At 61.6% G+C, this 19,031-nt stretch carries 24 protein-coding genes; 11 read left to right on the top strand and 13 right to left on the bottom strand.

Annotated elements, in window-relative coordinates:
• The first annotated feature begins 99 nt into the window (after window positions 1–99).
• The 4 genes from KMZ68_RS19590 to KMZ68_RS19575 all read left to right on the top strand — a co-directional run bounded on the left by KMZ68_RS19590 (window position 100) and on the right by KMZ68_RS19575 (window position 3,392).
• Entirely contained in the window at window positions 100–651 is a 552-nt protein-coding gene (locus KMZ68_RS19590; RefSeq protein ID WP_215612817.1) for a DUF6456 domain-containing protein, read from the top strand.
• Window positions 652–747: 96 nt separating this feature from the next.
• A complete protein-coding gene (locus KMZ68_RS19585) occupies window positions 748–1,368 on the top strand; it encodes a TRAP transporter large permease subunit (protein ID WP_249779414.1) in 621 nt (206 codons plus the stop codon).
• A 126-nt stretch (window positions 1,369–1,494) separates the two neighbouring features.
• Window positions 1,495–2,760, top strand: coding sequence for a CaiB/BaiF CoA transferase family protein (locus KMZ68_RS19580; RefSeq protein ID WP_215612816.1), 1,266 nt, complete (start codon window positions 1,495–1,497; stop codon window positions 2,758–2,760).
• A 233-nt stretch (window positions 2,761–2,993) separates the two neighbouring features.
• Complete coding sequence (locus KMZ68_RS19575; protein ID WP_215612815.1) at window positions 2,994–3,392, top strand: hypothetical protein; 399 nt, start codon at window positions 2,994–2,996, stop codon at window positions 3,390–3,392.
• 190 nt (window positions 3,393–3,582) lie between these two features.
• Here KMZ68_RS19575 and KMZ68_RS19570 read toward each other — a convergent pair whose 3' ends face one another.
• Window positions 3,583–3,768 (bottom strand): hypothetical protein, encoded by a 186-nt coding sequence (locus KMZ68_RS19570; RefSeq protein ID WP_215612814.1) that lies wholly within the window; start codon window positions 3,766–3,768, stop codon window positions 3,583–3,585.
• Window positions 3,769–3,793: 25 nt separating this feature from the next.
• Here KMZ68_RS19570 and KMZ68_RS19565 point away from each other — a divergent pair, with 25 nt between their 5' ends.
• The gene (locus KMZ68_RS19565; protein ID WP_215612813.1) at window positions 3,794–3,979 is read left to right on the top strand and encodes a hypothetical protein; all 186 of its coding nucleotides are present in this window, start codon (window positions 3,794–3,796) and stop codon (window positions 3,977–3,979) included.
• A 33-nt stretch (window positions 3,980–4,012) separates the two neighbouring features.
• Here KMZ68_RS19565 and KMZ68_RS19560 read toward each other — a convergent pair whose 3' ends face one another.
• The 4 genes from KMZ68_RS19560 to KMZ68_RS19545 form a co-directional block, all read right to left on the bottom strand.
• Window positions 4,013–4,333 (bottom strand): cupin domain-containing protein, encoded by a 321-nt coding sequence (locus tag KMZ68_RS19560; protein ID WP_215612812.1) that lies wholly within the window; start codon window positions 4,331–4,333, stop codon window positions 4,013–4,015.
• Window positions 4,330–5,016 (bottom strand): YqcI/YcgG family protein, encoded by a 687-nt coding sequence (locus KMZ68_RS19555; RefSeq protein ID WP_249779413.1) that lies wholly within the window; start codon window positions 5,014–5,016, stop codon window positions 4,330–4,332. The genes KMZ68_RS19560 and KMZ68_RS19555 overlap by 4 nt, the downstream gene beginning before the upstream one ends.
• A 92-nt stretch (window positions 5,017–5,108) precedes the next feature.
• Window positions 5,109–6,401, bottom strand: coding sequence for an MFS transporter (locus KMZ68_RS19550; RefSeq protein ID WP_215612810.1), 1,293 nt, complete (start codon window positions 6,399–6,401; stop codon window positions 5,109–5,111).
• Complete coding sequence (locus KMZ68_RS19545; RefSeq protein WP_215612809.1) at window positions 6,401–7,114, bottom strand: hypothetical protein; 714 nt, start codon at window positions 7,112–7,114, stop codon at window positions 6,401–6,403. Before KMZ68_RS19545 ends, KMZ68_RS19550 begins: the two co-directional genes overlap by 1 nt.
• Window positions 7,115–7,176: 62 nt before the next feature.
• On the opposite strand from KMZ68_RS19545, the gene KMZ68_RS19540 reads away from it, so the two are divergent.
• Window positions 7,177–8,193 (top strand): GlxA family transcriptional regulator, encoded by a 1,017-nt coding sequence (locus KMZ68_RS19540; protein WP_215612808.1) that lies wholly within the window; start codon window positions 7,177–7,179, stop codon window positions 8,191–8,193.
• Between the two features lie 45 nt (window positions 8,194–8,238).
• On the opposite strand, the gene KMZ68_RS19535 is transcribed toward KMZ68_RS19540, so the two are convergent.
• Window positions 8,239–8,919: a transglutaminase-like cysteine peptidase gene (locus KMZ68_RS19535; protein ID WP_215612807.1), complete on the bottom strand. Its 681-nt coding sequence runs from the start codon at window positions 8,917–8,919 to the stop codon at window positions 8,239–8,241.
• Between the two features lie 438 nt (window positions 8,920–9,357).
• Complete coding sequence (locus KMZ68_RS19525; RefSeq protein ID WP_215612805.1) at window positions 9,358–9,546, bottom strand: hypothetical protein; 189 nt, start codon at window positions 9,544–9,546, stop codon at window positions 9,358–9,360.
• A 238-nt stretch (window positions 9,547–9,784) separates the two neighbouring features.
• Here KMZ68_RS19525 and KMZ68_RS19520 point away from each other — a divergent pair, with 238 nt between their 5' ends.
• The gene (locus KMZ68_RS19520) at window positions 9,785–10,915 is read left to right on the top strand and encodes an alpha-hydroxy acid oxidase (protein ID WP_215612804.1); all 1,131 of its coding nucleotides are present in this window, start codon (window positions 9,785–9,787) and stop codon (window positions 10,913–10,915) included.
• Between the two features lie 49 nt (window positions 10,916–10,964).
• On the opposite strand, the gene KMZ68_RS19515 is transcribed toward KMZ68_RS19520, so the two are convergent.
• Complete coding sequence (locus KMZ68_RS19515) at window positions 10,965–13,067, bottom strand: HAMP domain-containing methyl-accepting chemotaxis protein (RefSeq protein ID WP_215612803.1); 2,103 nt, start codon at window positions 13,065–13,067, stop codon at window positions 10,965–10,967.
• Window positions 13,068–13,451: 384 nt separating this feature from the next.
• Here KMZ68_RS19515 and KMZ68_RS19510 point away from each other — a divergent pair, with 384 nt between their 5' ends.
• Together KMZ68_RS19510 and KMZ68_RS19505 are read left to right on the top strand one after the other, a co-directional pair.
• Window positions 13,452–14,249, top strand: a complete 798-nt coding sequence (locus tag KMZ68_RS19510; protein ID WP_249779412.1) for a Crp/Fnr family transcriptional regulator — start codon at window positions 13,452–13,454, stop codon at window positions 14,247–14,249.
• A 206-nt stretch (window positions 14,250–14,455) separates the two neighbouring features.
• A complete protein-coding gene (locus KMZ68_RS19505; RefSeq protein ID WP_215612802.1) occupies window positions 14,456–15,106 on the top strand; it encodes a hypothetical protein in 651 nt (216 codons plus the stop codon).
• A gap of 118 nt (window positions 15,107–15,224) precedes the next feature.
• On the opposite strand, the gene KMZ68_RS19500 is transcribed toward KMZ68_RS19505, so the two are convergent.
• Complete coding sequence (locus tag KMZ68_RS19500) at window positions 15,225–15,470, bottom strand: DUF6894 family protein (RefSeq protein WP_215612801.1); 246 nt, start codon at window positions 15,468–15,470, stop codon at window positions 15,225–15,227.
• A 438-nt stretch (window positions 15,471–15,908) separates the two neighbouring features.
• On the opposite strand from KMZ68_RS19500, the gene KMZ68_RS19495 reads away from it, so the two are divergent.
• Window positions 15,909–16,262, top strand: a complete 354-nt coding sequence (locus KMZ68_RS19495) for a phasin (RefSeq protein ID WP_215612800.1) — start codon at window positions 15,909–15,911, stop codon at window positions 16,260–16,262.
• A 13-nt stretch (window positions 16,263–16,275) separates the two neighbouring features.
• On the opposite strand, the gene KMZ68_RS19490 is transcribed toward KMZ68_RS19495, so the two are convergent.
• Together KMZ68_RS19490 and KMZ68_RS19485 are read right to left on the bottom strand one after the other, a co-directional pair.
• Window positions 16,276–16,845 carry a 2-keto-4-pentenoate hydratase gene (locus KMZ68_RS19490; protein WP_249779411.1) on the bottom strand — a complete coding sequence of 190 codons (570 nt, stop codon included), beginning with the start codon at window positions 16,843–16,845 and terminating at the stop codon, window positions 16,276–16,278.
• Between the two features lie 427 nt (window positions 16,846–17,272).
• A complete protein-coding gene (locus tag KMZ68_RS19485; RefSeq protein ID WP_215612799.1) occupies window positions 17,273–17,593 on the bottom strand; it encodes a c-type cytochrome in 321 nt (106 codons plus the stop codon).
• A 116-nt stretch (window positions 17,594–17,709) separates the two neighbouring features.
• On the opposite strand from KMZ68_RS19485, the gene KMZ68_RS19480 reads away from it, so the two are divergent.
• Entirely contained in the window at window positions 17,710–17,964 is a 255-nt protein-coding gene (locus KMZ68_RS19480; RefSeq protein WP_215612798.1) for a hypothetical protein, read from the top strand.
• 287 nt (window positions 17,965–18,251) lie between these two features.
• Here the strand turns inward: KMZ68_RS19480 and KMZ68_RS19475 are convergent, their stop codons facing one another.
• Entirely contained in the window at window positions 18,252–18,392 is a 141-nt protein-coding gene (locus tag KMZ68_RS19475) for a hypothetical protein (RefSeq protein WP_215606880.1), read from the bottom strand.
• A 247-nt stretch (window positions 18,393–18,639) separates the two neighbouring features.
• Entirely contained in the window at window positions 18,640–18,969 is a 330-nt protein-coding gene (locus tag KMZ68_RS19470) for a hypothetical protein (RefSeq protein WP_215612797.1), read from the bottom strand.
• Window positions 18,970–19,031 lie beyond the last annotated feature (62 nt).

Raw genomic sequence — 19,031 nt, 5'->3', positions numbered from 1 at the left:
CATTAGCTGGAAGTGACTGCGGAAGACCCTCCGGTCTTGCCGGCCCGGCGATTGACGCGCCGGCGAGTCGGATTTCATCATCATACGGAGAAGCAAGAAGTGGCACGAGCGAGACGCAAGAAACCGCATAGTCCGGCGAAGGCGCATGACCGGCGATCCCGTGACTTGCCGCGCAATGCGGAAGTGGCTGCGATTGAAGTCGACGATCCCCTTGGCCTGGAGCCGGGGGATAAGATTGTCACCCTGCGTTCGATCCGCAACGATCCCTTGGGGCGGTTGCACTCGCACCGCCACATCGATGAAGCGCAGTACCAGGGTGGGCGCGCTTTTCAGGCGGATTGGGAAAAAGCCGAACGCGGACCGCGGGCCGTCGACCCCACCAGGGAATATGTCGATGGCGGCGAGATGCGGGAGCCGATTACCGAAGGCCAGCGCAAGGCCGCGCTGCGGCTGAACCGCGCCGAGCGCGAACTCGGCGCCGACGGCTCGGCACTGGTGCATGATGTCCTCGTTCAGGGAATGACCATGGAGCAGATCGGACAGCGGCGAGGCTTGCGCGGCCAGCGCTGGATCGACTATTTCGCGCGCAGGTTCAAGGAATGTCTCGATCGGCTGGCGTTGATGTACGGATTCGCGACGGAGAAACGGTAGTGTGCGCCGCACACGAAGCCGGCGCCCCAACATGTAGGCCGGCAACTGCGCTGTCGTTGCCGGCAGCCTCGTTCAAGCGCTGACGGCTTCGGATCGGTGCGTGAAATTTCCCTTCTGGCCGCCGCATCCCAAAATTGGCTTCCATGGAGGCCCTCTTTTGCATACGCTTGGTATTGCAGCCACGCTGCACGGCGACTGCCATCAGTCGCGAACACCCAAAATCCCGACGACAAGGGATGGGGGCGCCTGGCTGGCGTCGCATTGTTCTGTATCGGCACCGCGAGCGCGTTCGGCTGGTTGCTGGCCTACTACAAGATCCCTGAGGCGCTGCTGGCCAACGTCTCGACCTGGGGCATGGGACCGATTGCTGCAGGCTTCTTCATATCGTTCTGCTTCCTGGTCGTCGGCTGCTTCCTCGACGCCATTCCGGCGATCGTGATCGTCGGCACCGTGCTTGAACCGCTGGCGAGGTCGGTCGATCTTCACCCGGTGCAGTTTGCAATCATCTCGATCGTCTCGCTGGCGTTCGGGCTGGTGACGCCGCCCTACGGCCTGCCTGTGCCTCATGATCGCCTGCGCCATAGCTGGAGTGCGGCTGCGCTATGCGCTCAAGGATACGGTCATCATGCTGATACCGATGCTGCTCGTGCTGGCGGCGCTCATCATCTGGCCCAGCGTGTCCCTTTTTCTGCCGCGCCTGATTGCCAGATATGTTGAGATAGCGGGGGTGCCGGGTAGTCGCGCACTCTGGGCTTTCCCGAAAATCGACATTAAACTCGTACCCCGGCGCTAACCCGCGGGTGGCTGCCAATCGCGATATAAGAAGAAAAGGAAAATCTGCCCGTGACTGCAAGACCGCATTTGCCGCAGCGCACACCGCGCGCCAGGAACGAACCGACCGCTCTCGATGGACTGCTGGTCGTCGATTTCACCCGTGTCGTCGCTGGTCCCGCCTGCACGCAGACGCTTGCCGATTTCGGCGCCGAGGTCATCAAGATCGAGAACCCGGATGGCGGCGACGATACGCGGAGCTATGAACACGCCGATCTCGCCGGCGAAAGTGCCGCCTATGTCAGCTTGAATCGCAACAAGCGCGGCATCGTTCTCGATTTCACCAATCCGGCGGCTTGCGAGGTCGCGCGCGAATTGATCGCGCGGGCCGATGTGGTGGTGGAAAACTTCTCCGCCGGCGTGATGAAGAAGTATGGCCTGGATTACCCGTCGGTCGCGCCATCCAATCCCCGGCTGGTCTATTGCTCGATCTCGGCTTACGGCCGCCAGGGGCCGTTTGCATCGCGTCCCGGCTTCGACCCGATCACGCAGGCTGAAAGCGGGTTCATGTCGCTCAACGGCTTTCCGGACGGACCGCCGGTGCGGACCGGGCCGCCTGCGATCGACATGGTGACGGGCATGTCGGCCTGCAATGCCATCCTGCTGGCGTTGTTCGCCCGCGACCGGCTCGGCCGCGGCCAGCATGTCGAGGTGGCGCTGTTCGATGTGGCGTTGGGGATGACGGGATTTTACGGCATGGCCCATTTGATGACCGGTGAGAATTTCAGCCGCCAGGGCAACTCGCCAAATGGCTCTCCATCGGTCGGCCTCTACGAAGCCGCCGACGCGCCGTTTTATATTGCCTGCGCCAATGACCGGCTGTACCGGCGCCTCGTCATCGACGTGCTGGGCCGGCCCGATCTCGCCAGCGGAGAATTCGCCGACCGGCGTCTACGAACCGCCAACAAGGACAGACTGCGCGCGATCCTCACCGGCATTTTTGTGCAGGACCTTCGCGAAAACTGGGTGACGAGGATGAAGGCGGCCAACATTCCGGTCGGTTATCTTCGTACCGTCGAGGAAGCCTTCAACTCGCCGGAAGTGCGCGAGCGCCATCGCGTCAGCCAGATCCCGCACCCGGCCGCCGGCACGGTCCCCAATATCGAGCAGCCGATCCGTCTCAGCCTGACGCCGGTCGCCGACCCCGTAGCCGCGCCCTTGCTCGGCGAGCACACGATGGACGTCCTGCGCAAGACGCTCGGCTATGACGCCGCGCGGATCGCGGCACTTGCCGAGGCGGGAGCTTTCGGGATGGTTGCAACGGTCGGAGTGAGCTGACGCCGCGCCGGACCGGATGCGAGGTATCCGATATCGGCCGAGGCGTTGAGAATGCCGACGCCAGACGGAACATGAGGCCGGACGCTCGGTCATCAATGTCATGCCTCGGCGGCGCCGGAAGGCGGCTTTCAGGACCTGCGAGGATGGCGGGAAAACCTTGAGCTGCATCAAGCATTACGCGAGAGAGGATACCTATTCTACCTTCTCAACTCATTCACGATGAGGGGATTGAGATGTCGAAGCGAAAAGCGTCAACTTCCTGGATTGGCCGCGGCGCCGCCGTGGCGACAATCGCCGCGCTGGCACTCACGATGTCAGAGCCGCTGACGGCTGCCGCCGGCTCGGTCAAGGCCGCATCAACCGACGTTGCGTCGACCGCGCAGTCCAGCGATGCCACGGACTTCAGCGCTCGCCGTCGCCGCTACTACCGCGGCGGCAACGCCGCCGGGCTCGCTATGATGGGCATGATGATTGGAACCATCGGCGCGATTGCCGCGCAACAACGGCGCGACGACTACTATTACTATGGACCCGGCTATTACGGTTACGGACCCGGTTATTACGGACCTGGCTACTACGGCTATGGACCGTATTATTACGGCCCTCGTTACTACCGCTATTACCCATACTAGCCTGCGGGTCAGGCGGGGGCGCGGGCGAATATGCCGCCGTGACCTGCGCCGCTCGCTGGAAGCGAAGCGGAAAGAGGTCGCCACCAAGGCGGCCTCGAGTTGGCGATTTTGGATATAGCCAAGCCCGCCCAATGCGTCGCGCCGGACCCGAATCTGGCACGGTTTGGCGGTTGGTGGCGGTTTTAGGCCCTCAGTTTGGCTTGCCGCGCGGGTTGTTCCTTGGCATAATTTCAACTTCGTCGGGTTCCGCCCGGTCAATTTCGAGGCGCGCCATCCGGAGTATCAATGTAGCTGTCGTCAGGCCGAGGCGCTCGGCCTCCTGCGCTGCTGTATCGACCTTTCGGGCCAGGCCTTCGCGTTTATCTGGATATGTCATTCCTGTTCCTCATCTAAGGTGCGAGATGAAAAATCCCACATTTGTTGCAGAGCTGCAGAAGAGGCTCGGAGCTCCATCGAGCGAAACCGTCGAAAGCCTGCGGCTATTGAAGGCCTTCCTTAAACTTGCGCCCGGCCAGCGTTTTGAAATCATCGAACTGGTCGAACGTCTCGCGGCCGACTCGGCCGACAGCGATCCCACATTGTCCTGATTACCCTCGTTCTCCCAATAACGTACCGCTGCCTCAGCTGCCGGTCGGATTGACGGCGGGTGGGCGCGTTGCGATCGCGTAGATCGCTTCATCCAGCGCCTCGGATTGGTGCAGCGTGCCGGCGGGCAGCAGGATGGTGTCGCCAGGACGGCAGATGCGCTCGCCGCCCTCCCACTCAAATTTCAGCGCGCCTTTGATGATGACGAGGATCTCATCCACAGGGTGGGTGTGGAAATGATGCACCTTGCCCGGGGCATCGCGCTGCAATTCGACGCAGCCCTGCGCCGGAAGCAACGCCAGGATGGCGGGGTCGATCGAGAATTCTGTCTTCGTGCCGGCGATGATCCGGGTCATGCTGCTTGCTCCCTGTCTTTGGCTGGAGAGGCCTTGTTCTGCGCGAGTTTGGCAAACGGACATCCCACCTCGGTTTGATTGTCGTCTGCCAGGAAGTATTGCTTGTGTTCGCGTCCGTCGGCGTCGCCGTAGCGTCCAAGCAGCGGCGAGGGGCTGGTGCTGTCGTAGGGGATAAGCCGCTTGCGTACTTCGGCGAATGCGGCGGCGGCGGCCTTCTCCGTTCCGAGGATCTTTTCAAACACCCAGCGCGGTTGAAACGTCATCATGAATGCGCTGGAGCGGCGGCTTTGCCGCATCACATGCGCAGGCGTGCTGCATACCACGAAGATCGGCTCACCCGCGAACGAGAACTCCCACATCGGATGATCGATCTGTTCGGGGATCATGTCCGGCCACGGACTCCTGTCCAGCCGCGCCAGTTGATCGAGCGTGTGCCACATCTTCCGGTAATAGGCCTCTAGCGTCTGCACCGGGCGCGGCCGGGTAAACACGATCAGCGACGTGTTCGGCCCGTGCGAACGGGATTCGGCGACAAACCGCGCGAGCTGCGCCCCGAGGACCTCGACATCGAATGGATCGAGGAACAGGTAGCGCAACTGGTCCTGCCGGTAGCCGGCGACTCCGAACACACAGGGGAAGGGTCTCGCCTCGCTGCTCATCTGCGCTTCGAATTCGGAGAACATCACGCTTTGCCATGTGCTCACCGCGTAGCTCGAGGCGACTTCGCCCTTTCTCAAATACAGTCGCGACATTCCATCCCCTCCCATTAATGCGGCTAACGAACTATCAATTTGCTCCTCATCAGCAGCGGGCCGGCAATGCCTGGCAGCGACATGAGCAGCAGAATTCCAATGAGCGCGCCGTAGCCGGCATCGCCGACCGAGCCCGTGCCGTGCCCAAGATCGGTCCCGGCAAGCTGGCTAACGCCAACCATGGCGAATCCGATAACGGGCTGCGAAGCGCCTGCGAAAATTCCCGCAGCCGTGGTGTTGACCGATGCGCCGACGCCGATCAGATCGGCCGTGTAAATCTTCTTCGTGCATTTCAGGACCAGCGGTACGGTCCCGCCGGCGACCAGTCCGAGGGCCGAGAACACGACGGTGACGTAGAGAAAGCCCAGCGCGTGGGCGACCGGGGGCAGCAGCATCGCGATCAGGACCATCCGCAGCAGGCAGATGCGGACCAGGGCCATGTCAAGCGCGGCCGCCGCGCGGTCCGCCATGTGGCCAAGAAAGATCGAACCGATCGCGTTGCCGATCATGAAGGCGAGCAGGGGTGTGCTCGCGGCGGACGGTGAGATGTTGAAGAAATGCGCCACCATCGGAATTCCCCAGACGCCCGACAGCGTCGTCACCACGGCAAAGTGGGACGCAAAGGTCATGGCGCATCCCCAGTTCGCCAATTGCGAAAGGGACTGCCGGCTGGCGGCAAGAACGCTCTTCAAGGTCCTGGTGCTGTGCGACGCCGGATCCGGCTTGAGCGCCACGGAGGCAAAGGCGAGGTTCGCCACGCCGACGCAGGCGATAAAAACAAAGCACGCTCGCCAGCCAAAACCGGTCACCGCAGCGGCGAGCGGTGTGGTCGCCAATACGCCGCCGACATAGCCCGACACCTGCGAGATGCCCGACATCACGCCGAACCGTTCGTCCTTGAAACTAAGCGCAACAAGCTTCAGAAGCGCGGTGAAGACCAGCGCATCGCCGCAGGCAATGACCAATCTTGCCAGGAAGACGTCGAGCAGGTTTGGCGCCAACGCAAACGCCGCGCTGCCGAGTGAAGACGCCGTCATGCTGAACAGCACCACGCGCTTGACGCCGAAACGGTCGACCAGAACCCCCGCCGGAATCTGCATCAGGGTGTAGCCCCAGAAGTAACTCGAGGCGAGCATCGCTACACCGGCGGCATCGGTGCTGAAATCGGCCATGAAATTCAAACTGATCGATTGCGGCGACACCCGCTGCAGGAAGGCGATCGCGTAGGCGGTGGCCACCGCTGCCCAGGCCAGATAGGTGCGATCCGTCGGGCGGACGGCGGGGCTAAACGCGGTGTGTTGTTCAGTGAGCGCCATCAGCCCCTCACGAGACCGACCGAGAACAGGGCGTCTGCCGAGTCCGGGATGGTGCGCTGCATCGCAGCGTCGACCAGCGACGCTGCGCCGCGATAGACCTGCCGGTGATGCCTGATATGGCCGTAGGCGCCGCGCATGATCATGCCGGGTACTTCGAGGCGCTTGCCGGGATAGAGCAATTCGCACATTTCGACGCAGGCCGCCTGGAGTACTGCGTCCTGGGTGTCAGCGAGCAGCGAGGGCGTAACCTTCTCGCAGATCTTGGCATTTGCGGCCCACACGATGGGATTGCGGGTGCGCCATCCATAGAGGATGCCGGCATCGCCGCTGTCGGCGGCGCCCGATGACTTCAGGACCTCCGTCGTGAAAAATCCGTAGAGGCCGCGGCCTTGATGGGCCGGAAGTACCTCGGTGCCACTGCGGTAGATAGCCAGCCGGCCCGCGATCCGCAGCTTGCGGTAGACCGAAAAGGCTATCAGTCCGGTAGCGTCATAGACCAGGACGAGGCTGAATTTCCTGTCGAACGGGGAGGATTCTGCCGTCCAATGCGGCTCCGTCGCTTGCCAGTTGACGGCGATGATATTGTTCATCGCGTCCATCAGTGCCCGCTGTTCGTTCGGGCTGACCCGCGAGGCATCAGGAAAACTATAGACCGCGTAGTCGGGCCAAGGCGATTCGATCGTTCCGTATTGGCGGCGCAGCTCTCGTGACATGTCCGGCACCCCGCTATCCTAGCGAGCTATACAGGCGAGCCCTGAATGGCTTAAAGGACAATATGCCCTCGAAATCTGCCAAATTCCGGCGGCCGGAGCCGCGCGAAAAGGCCCCGGCAAGGCGCGTGGCGATCGTCGCCTTTCCCGGCGTGACCCTGCTCGACATCTCGGGTCCCGCGCAGGTATTCGCGGAATTGCAGGCGATCGACCTGCCCGGCGCGGGCTACTCGCTGTCGTACCTCTCGACCTCGGGCGGATTGGTGCCGACCGACGTCGGGATGATGGTCGACACCGCCCCGCTCGCCAGCATTCGACCGAACCAGGTCGATACCCTCGTGATCCCCGGCGGCCCGGGCATCTGGGCGCTGCGGCAGGACGCGGTTCTGATGAAGTGGATTATGGAGGTGCTGCCCAAAGCCCGGCGGGTGGCATCCGTTTGTCTCGGAGCGTTCGTGCTGGCCTGGATCGGCGCGCTGGATGGCAAGCGCGCCGCGACGCATTGGCGCTACTGTCCGAGGCTGGCGGACGGTTTTCCAAAAGTCCGCGTCGAGCCGAATGCGATCTTCGTCAAGGACGGGCGGGTCTGGACATCGGCCGGCGTCAGCGCCGGCATCGACCTTGCGCTCGCCATGATCGAGGAGGATTTCGGCCATACCACCGCGCTCGACGTCGCGCGCAGGCTGGTGGTGTTTCTCAAGCGCCCTGGCGGCCAAAGCCAGTTTTCGACGGTGCTCGCGGCCCAAGCCTCCGACGTCGAGGGGCGGTTCAGCGCACTGCACGCATGGATCATTGAAAATATTGCCGGCGACCTCAAGGTGGAAACGCTCGCCAAGAAGGCTGGCATGACCCCCCGAACCTTCGCGCGCGCCTATGTCAGCAGGACCGGAATGACGCCGGCAAGCGGCGTCGAGGCGCTGCGCGTGGAGACCGCGCGGCTGTTGCTGGAGAGCAGCGAAATCCGCGGCGTGATCGAGGTGGCGCGGCGGGCCGGGTTCGGCGACGACGAACGAATGCGGCGGGCATTCATTCGGCACCTCGGCATATCGCCCTCGGAGTACCGAAGCCGCTTTTCGGGATGAGCGGCACCCATGCGGGCACGGACGAACAGCCGCGCCGGGGCATGGCTAGCCGACAGCCTTGTTGCAGGGCAGGCCTGAAACGGCTGTACCCGGCAGCGTCCGAAACTCTCTGACGCCGGAGTGATCGAGCGCCAGAATTGGCAGATAATTGTGCCGGGCGGTGCTCTCGACCAATGTCATCGATCTGTTGTCAAGGAGGACCCATTGTGCCGAAATGCGCACCGCCACGACCAGATGGGCGCCCTGTTGGGGCGATTTGGGGTGGACGATGATCAGTCGACGGTCATTGGCAGGAATGCCCGCATCCCCCAGTGCTGCGTATTTGGTGACCGCATAGTTCTTGCAATCCCCTGATGATGCCAGCGCGTCGAGAGGCGATCTCCAAACTCCATCCCTGGTTGGGTGAATCGCAAGATTGACGGCGCGATTGATGTGACCGACCCGCGCGCGTCCCTCGTATTGCCGTGCTTCGTCGACGATTTCGATGAACCGGAGGGCGGCAGGCGAGCCACATCCATCGGGTTGAGCGCGGCACCGGGCGACCGTCCGCTCGTCAGCCTCGATGTCCAGTTGCAGTTGCCGCCAAATCGCCGACAAGGAACTTGACGGCGCCTCGACGGTGGGAAGCCCAAACGGCTCGTCAGAATCGGCGCGCGCGGCGCCCCCCGACAGGAGAACCCCGAGCACGGCCGCGCGAAACAAGCGTGCGAAAGGAGCGGCCTTCATGATTAATGATAGCCGTCTATGGGCTACATCGGTTTGACAAGGGTCAAGGATCGCCGCCACGATGTTTCTCCGGTTGGTCCCGAAAATGTGCCAAGCTCTGACATTTTCGGCCACAATCGAAAATGACGATGGTGCCATGAAAACGCTGGCCGTCATTTCGATTCTGGCGCTGCTCACGGTCTCGGGGGCGGCCTATACGGATCAGCTTCTGACCGGCGATCAACAGATGACGCAAGGCGCGAACTGAAGCCGGCTGTGGGGGCCGGCTTTTTCCATTTGGCTACCTGGGGGACGACAACGATGCTTTCTATGGATCAATTCTTGAGATTCATCAGCGTGCCGGCGGTCATGGCGGCATTCTTGATCGCATCGCAGGTCTCCGGGGCGGGAATTTTCCATTCTGCGCCGGTGCAAATCGCCAGCCAGTGACAGAGCGGCCTATCGCGCCGCCTTCGAAAAGACCAGCGACTGATCCGCGAAGTCCTCGATCGGGAGCTTGCTGACGTCGCTCGAGACTTGAAAGCCCTGCAACGACATCATGCCTGCGGATCCGGCGGGACGTTCCGCCGAAGGCGTAGCAGCGAGCATGACGACCGCCGCAACAGCAGAAACCATCAGGCGCTTCATGGGAAACCTCCGTTCGGCTCTCCCCCTAAGAGTCTGCGCCGTTTGATTAGCGCGGACTGCAACGCAGCCATGTGAATGGCTTTACACCTCACCTTTATGTGTCCTTATCCGGCGCGGGCTGCTTAATGGGCGGCGGGGGCGGGGGTCGCAATTCGGGCCTCAAAAAAGCGCCCCGGGCGGTAGCTTTTCCAGTCTGTTGGCAGCGGCTATTGTCCTCAAAAAGCGGGGGAGAAACACCATGAACGACGGGACGCCCATTCGGCCGATGGACGTGGAACTTGGCGCGAGCGGCGAAGAGTTCCAAAACCTTCACGAATTCGTACGCAAGGCGCGCACGAACCTCAATCAGAACGCCTGGGACTATATTGTCGGCGCGGCCGAGACCGAGACCACCTTGCGCCGCAACCGCATGGCGCTCGACGAGATTGCGTTCCGGCCGCGCGTGCTGCGTAACGTCGCCAAAGTCGACACGTCCGTCGAGGTGTTTGGCCGTAAATTGCGATTGCCTGTCATGTTGGCGCCGGTCGGCGCGCTGGAGATGTTCGACCCCGACGCAGGCGCGGCCGTGGCGCGCGGGGCTGGCGCGTTCGGCGCCGCCCACATGCTGAGTTCGGTGACCGAACCGGGGCTCGAGAAGACCGCCGAGGCAGCGCCCGACACCTTGCGCATATTTCAGCTCTACGTTCGCGGTGGCGATGCTTTCGTCGAAGATTGCGTCGGCCGCGCCATCGCCAATGGCTACACCGCGTTCTGCCTGACCGTGGATACCGCGCATTACAGCCGGCGCGAACGCGATATCGCCAAGCGCTACGTCCGCGCCAGCCGCGTGCGCGCCACCGGGGGCGACTTCCAGAAGGGGCTGGAGTGGCGCACCGTGAAGCTGATCAAGGACAAGTTCAAGATCCCGCTTGTCATCAAGGGGATCGCGACCGCAGAGGATACGGCGATTGCGCTGGACCACGGGGTTGACTGGATCTATGTGTCAAATCACGGCGGCCGTCAGCTCGACCATGGCCGTGGTGCCATGCAGGTGTTGCCCGAAATCGTCGCCGCCGTCGCCGGCCGTGCCAGGATCATGGTCGACGGTTCGTTTTGCCGCGGCACCGACATCGTCAAGGCGATCGCAATGGGAGCCGATCTCGTCGGGGTCGGCCGCCTGCAATGCTGGGCGCTCGCGGCTGCGGGCGAGGCCGGCGTCGTGCGGATGCTGGAATTGCTGGAGGACGAGGTGATGCGGTGCCTGGGACTGCTCGGCGTGACGAGTTTCTCCGAACTCGACAAGTCCTATCTGCACCCGGCGACGCCGACCAATCTGCCTCATGTGTTCAGCGCATTCCCGCTGCTGGACATTGAGCCCTACCGCTATTGACGGCCGGTCCTCTCCGCGCCCGGGGCGCGGAGAGTTTGTCTGATTGCGATCAAGCGGCCTTGATGTTGCTGAGGAAGGCTTCGACGTGGGCCCGCATCGTTTCGGACTGCCTCGACAATTCGTTGGACGCCTGCAGCACCTGATGTGCCGCGGCGCCGGTATCGCCGGCGGCTTGCTGAACACCGGCCACGTTCGATGAGATTTCACCGGTGCCGAGCGCCGCCTGCTGCACGTTGCGTGCGATCTCCTGTGTGGCCGAGCCCTGTTCTTCCACCGCGCTGGCAATCGCCGAGGCAATCTCGTTCATATCGTTGATCGTGGTGGTGATCCCCTTGATGGCGCCGACGGCCTCGCTGGATGAGGTCTGGATCGACGAAATCTGGGCACTGATCTGATCCGTTGCCTTTGCGGTTTGTTCGGCGAGACTCTTGACCTCGGCGGCTACCACGGCGAATCCCCGGCCGGCCTCGCCGGCGCGTGCCGCTTCGATCGTGGCGTTGAGCGCGAGCAGGTTGGTCTGGCCGGCGATATCGCTGATCAGCTTGACGACGTCGCCAATGCTGGCGGCGTCATTGAACAGTCCCTGCACCGTCGTATTGGTGCGATCGGCCTCCGCCACGGCCTTCTGGGCGATCGCGGCCGATTGGGCTACCTGACGGCTGATCTCGGTGACGGAACTGGCCAATTCTTCTGACGCCGCCGCGACCGTTTGCACGTTGGTAGATGCTTCTTCAGTCGCCGCCGCCACGGCGGTCGCCTGATTGCTGGTCTCCTCAGCCGTTGCCGTCATCGACGATGCGGTCGCCTGCAACTCGGTCGAGGCCGATGCCACTGACCTCAGCACCGTCGAGATATCCGCATCGAACGTCTCGGTCAGGCTGTTCACCCGCGCCGCACGCGCAACACGCGCGCTTATGGCTTCGGCTTCCTTGGCGGCCAGCTCCTTGGCCCTGATCATGTTCTCCTTGAAGATCAGGACTGCTCTGGCCATCAGGCCGATCTCGTCCTTCTTGTCGGTCGCCGGAATTTCGACGGAGTGATCGCCGCCGGCAAGCTGCCCCATCGCGGCCACCATCTTGAGAATAGGTGGCACGATCGACCGATTGGTCAGGTAGACCACGGTCGCGGCGACGCCGATGCCGACGCCCATCAGCACCCAAAGCAGCGTCGTGAGGAAATTGGTTTCAGCCAGAACCGCCGCTCCGTCGGCCTTCAGACTGTTTTGTTGTCGTGAGACCATTCCGCCCGAACGCGAGCCCGCGGTATCTTTCGCTCCCGCGAAGATGTCGAGCAGTTTGTTGGCGCGGGGGGCGGCTTCGTTGGTCAGGAACCATTGCGCCATATTCCAGCGGTCCGATGCCCGGATATCGAACATCTTCTGCGGCAAAGGCGCGAACTTGGCACGCGCCGCGACGAGTTCGTCGAAGGCCTTCTGCTGGTCGCTGGTCATTTCCGACCGCCGCTGCGACAGCGCATCGAATTTCTTTTGATTGAGCGCCCAGAGTTCCTCGAACTCCGTTTTGAACGCCTTGTCGGCCGTCAGCAGATAGGCTCGTATCGCGCCGATCGCCATCGCCATGCTGCCGCGCATATCGGCAAAGGCGATCAACAGGCTCTTGCGCTGATCGGTCGAGGCAATGTTGCCCTCCTCATCGATGATGGAAGTCGCCTTCTGCAGCATGAGCCTGGCGAGGGGGGCGGCCTCGGTGGCAAGGATCTTGGCCGCGGGCTGTTCGTCGATGGTGTGAGCGATCGCCTCGGCCTTGTCTTGCGCGCTACGCAATTCGTCAAGCAGCGGCTTGGCTTGTTTCCAGTCCTGCTTGTTCTGCTCGATGGTCCAGTTGCCGGACAGGCGATCCATCTCGGACCCGCGGGTCTGGATCTCCTTCCAGAGCCCGGCGCGCTCGGTCTTGAAGGCTTCGTTGCCGGTGACGAGCCAGCCGCGCAGCGAAGCGAGTGACGCGTAAATTCCGGCCACCAGGTCGCTGGCGGTCATGGCGGTCGGAACCCGAAGGTTGACGGTGCGGTCGGTGGATTCGCTGACCGTGTGAACCTTGAGGATGCTGGTGCCGACCACACCGGCCAGGAGAAGGCAAAGGACGCTGAAACCAAGAATCAGTCGTCCTCGAATGTTCAATTGTAAGGATGCCACGGCGGTGTCTCTCTGATTGATTTGCCCAGGGGAAGTAGTTCGCGGTCTTGGTAGATGCGCATAAGACGCATCCGGCACTCGTGATCTTGAATGGCGTCGGTGGAGTTCGTGCTCCTCCATCCCCCGTAGTATTACGGGCATCGACTTTTCTATCCTGAGATCATTGTTGATTCTGGGTTAAGATGGATCTCTGCAAGTTGATGCAGATTGTTAATCTAGATCAACTTGAAAGGGTGCCGCTGCGACGCCGCGCGAATTTTCATGTGCTGGATGCAATCTTGGAGCCTTCGCTTCGCTCCGTTGCTGCGTGGTTTCGTCGCAGGCGCGGAGGTTTGATCCAATTGCATTGATGTGGATCAATTCTAGAAACTTGGCATATCTGCCATGCGTAATCCGGGCCAGGAGAATCGCGCCGCTCTTGTTAGGAAATGTGACGTCTTCCTCATTCTGGTCAACGAAGACTCCATGCAAAGCGTGTCACCTTGCACAATGTGCCCGCACCGCGATCAGAGCTTCTGCGGCACGCTATTGGAGGAACGCCCCGAGAGATTGCGTGCGCAGCAAGACGCAAATTGGCAGCATTATCGTATCGTCCCGGCAGGCAAGCAGATCGCCACTCGAAACCAGGTATCTGAGGACGTCTTCCTGCTGTGCGGTGGTTGGGGATTTCGGTACTTGCAGTTGCCCGACGGCCGCAGACAGATATTGAATTTCCTGCTGCCCGGCGATCTCTTCTCCGCAACCTCGGTGTTTGAGGAGCGATTCCACTTCTCGGTCAAAGCGTTGACGGAGGTTCAAATAAGCGGAATGCGACGTGCGGAAGTCCAAGCAAGACTCGTTGTCAATCCCAACATTTTGATGGCGTTGGCAGCATCTTGCACCGCAGAGAGCGAAGCCGCGGATAAGATGCAGACTGCGCTCGGCCAATATTCCGCGGAAGAGCGCATTGCTCATTTACTACTGCACCTTATGCGACAGATCTCGGCCCGAAGCGTGATCCGCGAACAGCGTTATCCCTTTCCGTTGCGCCAGCAACACATCGCCGATGCCGTCGGACTCACGAAAGTCCATGTGAGTAGGGTCCTCAGCCTTTTCCGCGATCGCGGTATCGTGGAGGTGTCGGACGGCACTCTTCAAGTCGGCAATTTCCCCGCGCTTGAACAAATTGGGGCGCCGCATTGATCGCGACAGAAGTGCGCGGCTATTGGTCGTTTGGTGCAGAGCGTTGGTTTTTGCACTGCCGCCCCGAGAGATATATCATTGCCCTTTAACCATGCTTCTTCATGCTCAGGTTGAACGCGGCCTTCTCTTGCGTCTCATCACTTAAGATTTGACGCCGGTGTCTGGCCAAGCGACCGTTGCGTATGCACTGCGGAAGGGGAACAGCGATGGGCGCCGCTATCAGAATTGTCGGCACGTTGCGGGAATGGGGGCGTCCGTGCCTTGTGGCACCCCTCGTAATCGGGGCACTCGTCGCGGCAGGTTCGGCTCAGTCGCAGGGGAGTGGCGATACGATTGGGGACCTGGTTAGAACGTCGACCTTCAGCAGTACCGAACACGTCAATGTCGGGAAGTCGAATGTGGTCAAGCAAGCGTGTTTCTTCCGCGAGCAGGGAAGCAGCCACATGCTCGATATCGGCGTTAGCGCCGATGGGGCCTTCATCCGTCTCGCCTATGGCGACGGCCCGTTACCGGCCGATTCGATTCCAAAGCCGCCGCTGCAGGTGTTTGCCGGCAAACAACTGACGAAGCTGGTTGGCGGCGACATGAAGGTGACGGGTGAATACGAGCCGATCCAGGTCTATGACGGCGCGGCGAATTACACGCCGAATATCGCAACCAGATACGGCAGCGGATTCATCGTTGTGACAAATGGCGACACCAGATCATTTTTGGAGATCGTCGCTCGTGCCCGCGGCGAATTCATCGTTGTGAGCTCTGCCTCCGTTCCCCGGAAGGTCGATGTCGTAGCAATCTATGATTTCAAGGAAAGCACGATGTCGGCGCTGCTATCCTGCGCGAAGAAGCTGTTCCGCTAGCTGACGCCACAGACGAGGCAGTGAAGGTCCATTTCTTGCGTTGGTTTCAGCCATTGCGGCAAGCATAGCGGCGAAGAAGGCATGCCAAGGTCGGAGCCGCGCCCCCACTTGACTGTCGTCAGGTCTTCGTAAGGGAGATGCCGGGCCTTGCCTCGTCCGGGTAAACCGGCTCGCGATGAACCTCGGTGCCGGACTCGTCGACGACGACGATCGAAAGGCTGCGATCCTTGAGCCGGGGGTCATGCCTGAGCAACCGCGCGAGCTCCTTGCTATGCTCAATCGCACCCACAGCGTTAGGAAATTTCAGTCCCTTTCGGTCTCTGGTTGGAATGCCGTCCTTCACGTCGAAATAATAGGTTCGCATTACGATCTCTGCGGCGGCCGCAATTGTTGAAGAAGACGGACGCTCCCGGCAGCGAGCGCTCAGGGGCATCCGTGACCCAGCGTACAAGGAAGCCTGCTCCGAACTCGATCGACCGCGATCTTCCTTTACAATGATAAATGAGCACTAATCAGCGGCGGCGGTCTTGACCTTGATCAAAAGGTGACTGTTTCGCAGAAGCCGGCAGAGGCTGCTGCCTGCGGCAGCTGCGGGTCGTGCAGCTGCGGCAAGTGCCGGGAAATTCCAGTGCCGGCAGAGCCAATTGCGATGTCGGCTCCCCGGGGCCGAGGTAACAAGATCCGGGGCATGATCGAGAGCCGTGTCGTTCCGGTAAGCTGACCCGCGCCGGGGCCAGGCAAACTCTGCAAAGACGCCGCTGCCGAAATGTGGTAGCTTGAGTTCAAACTGGAGGATGGTGGAATGATCGAACCGAAATTGGAAGTTCCGGCCGAATTGCGCGAGTTGGCCGAAAAGACGATCGACCAGGCGGAAAAGGCCTTCGGGATGTTCTTTGATGCCGCGGGCAAATCGATGGAGTCGATTCCGAATCCGGGAACGGAGATGTCGAAGCAGGCGCTATCCTTCACCGAACAGAACATGAAGGCCGCGTTCGATCATGCGCGCAGGCTGGTTCATGCGACCGATCTCCAGGAGGCGATGCGAATTCAGTCGGAATTCCTGAAGAGCCAGTTTACCAATGCCGGAGAGCATATGAGACAGATCACCGGCGGCGTCATGACGGCGGCCAAGGATGCGTCGAAGGGTAAATTCTGATAGCCGCAGCGTCTCAGACAAAACGGAGACGGATTTCGTCAAGTGCTATTCCCGTTGGCACCGCGGTCCATGTCTCGCCGGCAGCGACGGGCATGGCCTTTGTCAGCGTGCCGGTGCTGACGATCTCGCCGGCCGCGAGCGGCGGGTTGAAGGGATCGTTCGCCAGCAATCCGACGAGATGGCGTAATGCCGAGAGCGGGCCGCCCAGCACGTTCTCGGCATGGCCTCGGTCGATCGGTCGCCCGCCGCAACTCAGGTCGATCCGGAATGCCGGCAGCGTTCGTTGCCATTCCGCCGATTGCGGCGCAAACGGATGACGCGGTCCAATCAGCAGCGCGCCGTGTACGCCGTTGGCGGCAACCGTATCGGCTGCGGAAAATTTCCACCCCGGAAAGATCGACTGCACGATCTCGAAGCCGAGTGCGACCCAATCGATGCAAGACGACAAGGCCGCCTCGTCCATCTGCGCCGATGGCGCTGCCGAAAGGCCGAATACGATTTCCGGCTCGATGCGTGGCTCGGAAAACGGTGCCAATGACAGCGTATCGACGGCGGCAAGATCGCGCACGCTGCGGTCGAACACACATAGCCCCAGATCGGGGCATAGACGCCGTATTGTGTCCAGATCGTGCGATTGGTGAAGCCGATTTTGCGGCCCGCAGTTCTAGCGCCGCTGGCTTCGTACATCTGCCGCACAAGCGGTGTCAGGCGGTAAGCGTCATCGACGCTGAGACCACCGGGCCTTGAGGAGAAGGGCGAAATTTGCCGGCCGCCGACCAGCGCGGCAAATGCTTCGGCCGCCATGGATTCTTGAGGCCGGGCGCTTTTGCCTTGGTCCATTCGAGAAGGCCCACTTAAAGCAGGTTACTTAGTATCGAGCCAAGCCTATCCCGTCAGGGTGCGGCCGTACAGCAGACGGGACCCTCGCGACACTTGGCGGTGGCAGCCGCAGGTGGGCTGTTGTGCGCTGCGAGGAGGGGACCCGCCGCCGGAAATCTACCCTGCGCGTCCTATTTGCGCAGCGAGCCGATATAGGCGGCGATATCGGCCGCCTCGCTCCGGCTCAAGGGGAAGTTCGGCATCTTCGGGTGCGGTTCGATCAGGAAGGCAGCGATCTTTTCCGGGGAAAAATCGGGCTTCTTGGCGATCACCGCAAACGGCGGAACGTCGGCGCTGGCCTGCTTCTGATCGCCGTCAACCACGTGGCAGGTGGCGCACCAGCGCTTGGCGAGCGTGGCCCCCTGATCGGCGTCGGCGGCCATCGCCAGTGATCCGCTCAGTCCGGCTGTGGCGACAACCAATGCCCGAATTCCCTTGAAAACCGCTCGCATCCGATGCTCTCCTTCGACGTCAAATGGCCTACGCTATTGGCCAGCACCAATGCAATGGGCCCGGCCATCAGCTACACAAATTGGCGGGCGGGGCAAAGGCTACAAAGCGGGCAATAATGGCCGAAATCATCCATTTCGTGGCACTGGCTTTCGATCTCGTCGATGGCGCCCTCGTTCCCGGCGAAGGCGTGGACTGCGAGAACCCGGGGCTCGCCATCCAGACCGCGCAAGGGCAGTGGAAGCTGTTCGGTCACGCCGGTGCCGTTGCGTTCAGCCGGACCAGCAATTTCGAACAGGGCAAATTCAACCGACGGCATGTGCTGCGACGGTTTGGCCAGGTGCCGGACGAATATCTGAATGATGACGAGTGATCTCCGCATCGCCGCGATGGCATTTGCGGTATCGACCGCAGCGCCGCAGCTCTACCTCAGCACAGTCCGATGGAATGGTCATCCGCAGCATGGACCCGGAAAGTTCGGAACGTCGATTCGTGCGGTTAGAGAGCTGAGAAACCTCCGGGCCCGGCCAAAGGCGTAGCGGGCGAAATTCAGGATTCGGGATTGCGGGCGCAGTCGCTTCCTCTCCCGCCGTGACGGAGCGCCGAGCCTGATTTCGCCGGCCACATTTGCGACCAGACTTGCGGGATTGCTCGATACCTTCATTTATCCTTGTCGCCCAGCGTCTTGCCGGTGGTTTTGTTGACGAGATGCACCCGGGCGCAAGCCGGGCAAGTCACCGCCTCATAGCTATCCGCTCGCTCGGCTGGCGCCTCGTCGGGCAACCAAACCTGAACGTTCATGGCAGTCTGTGGGCACCGAAAGATGAGATTGGCCATTAATACAAAATGGCCGGGCCGACGGGTAGCGCATTGACCTGCCTCAAAGCCGTTTGATCTACGGGTGCGGCCTTCCTGATGCAGTCCCTGGGCGGCGGGTCCTGTGCGAAAGCGCAGGTTGCGGTCCCGCTCGTCAAGATCGGGCCGATCATTGTTGATTCGGACTGTCGATGTGCGCGCAGCGGGTGACCGGACGATTGACGGCAGAGGATTACGGTGGCGGCGCTTCGGAGGGGGCGGTGATCGCAGCGCGGATTCCCGTCAGCACGGAGGTAAAATGCTGATCGCGTTCGCGGTCGAAACGCTGTTGATGGGCGCGGAAAGCCGCCACCCGCCCTGCAATTTCTTCGCGAAGTTCGCTGCGGGTGACGGTCGACGTGCGCGGTGTCTCCGCGGCTGCAGCGGGCGGTTCGATCGGTTCAAATTCATCGACGGGTTTGGATTCAATCCGTGCTTCGGCCGCCGGCTTCTTCCCGGTGACCGACTGCACGAATGCCATTGTTTGCGCGATCAAGCTGTCGCGCTCCTTCACCCACTTCATCACCCACCTCGGCCCGAAGCAAGTTCAGCAAAAAGCCGGTAATCATTCAAGCGGGTTTTCTG

The organism is Bradyrhizobium sediminis, assembly GCF_018736105.1.
Classification (GTDB): Bacteria; Pseudomonadota; Alphaproteobacteria; order Rhizobiales; family Xanthobacteraceae; genus Bradyrhizobium.
The sequence above is the reverse complement of the archived record's forward strand: the minus strand, read 5'-3'. Positions and strand labels throughout refer to the sequence as shown.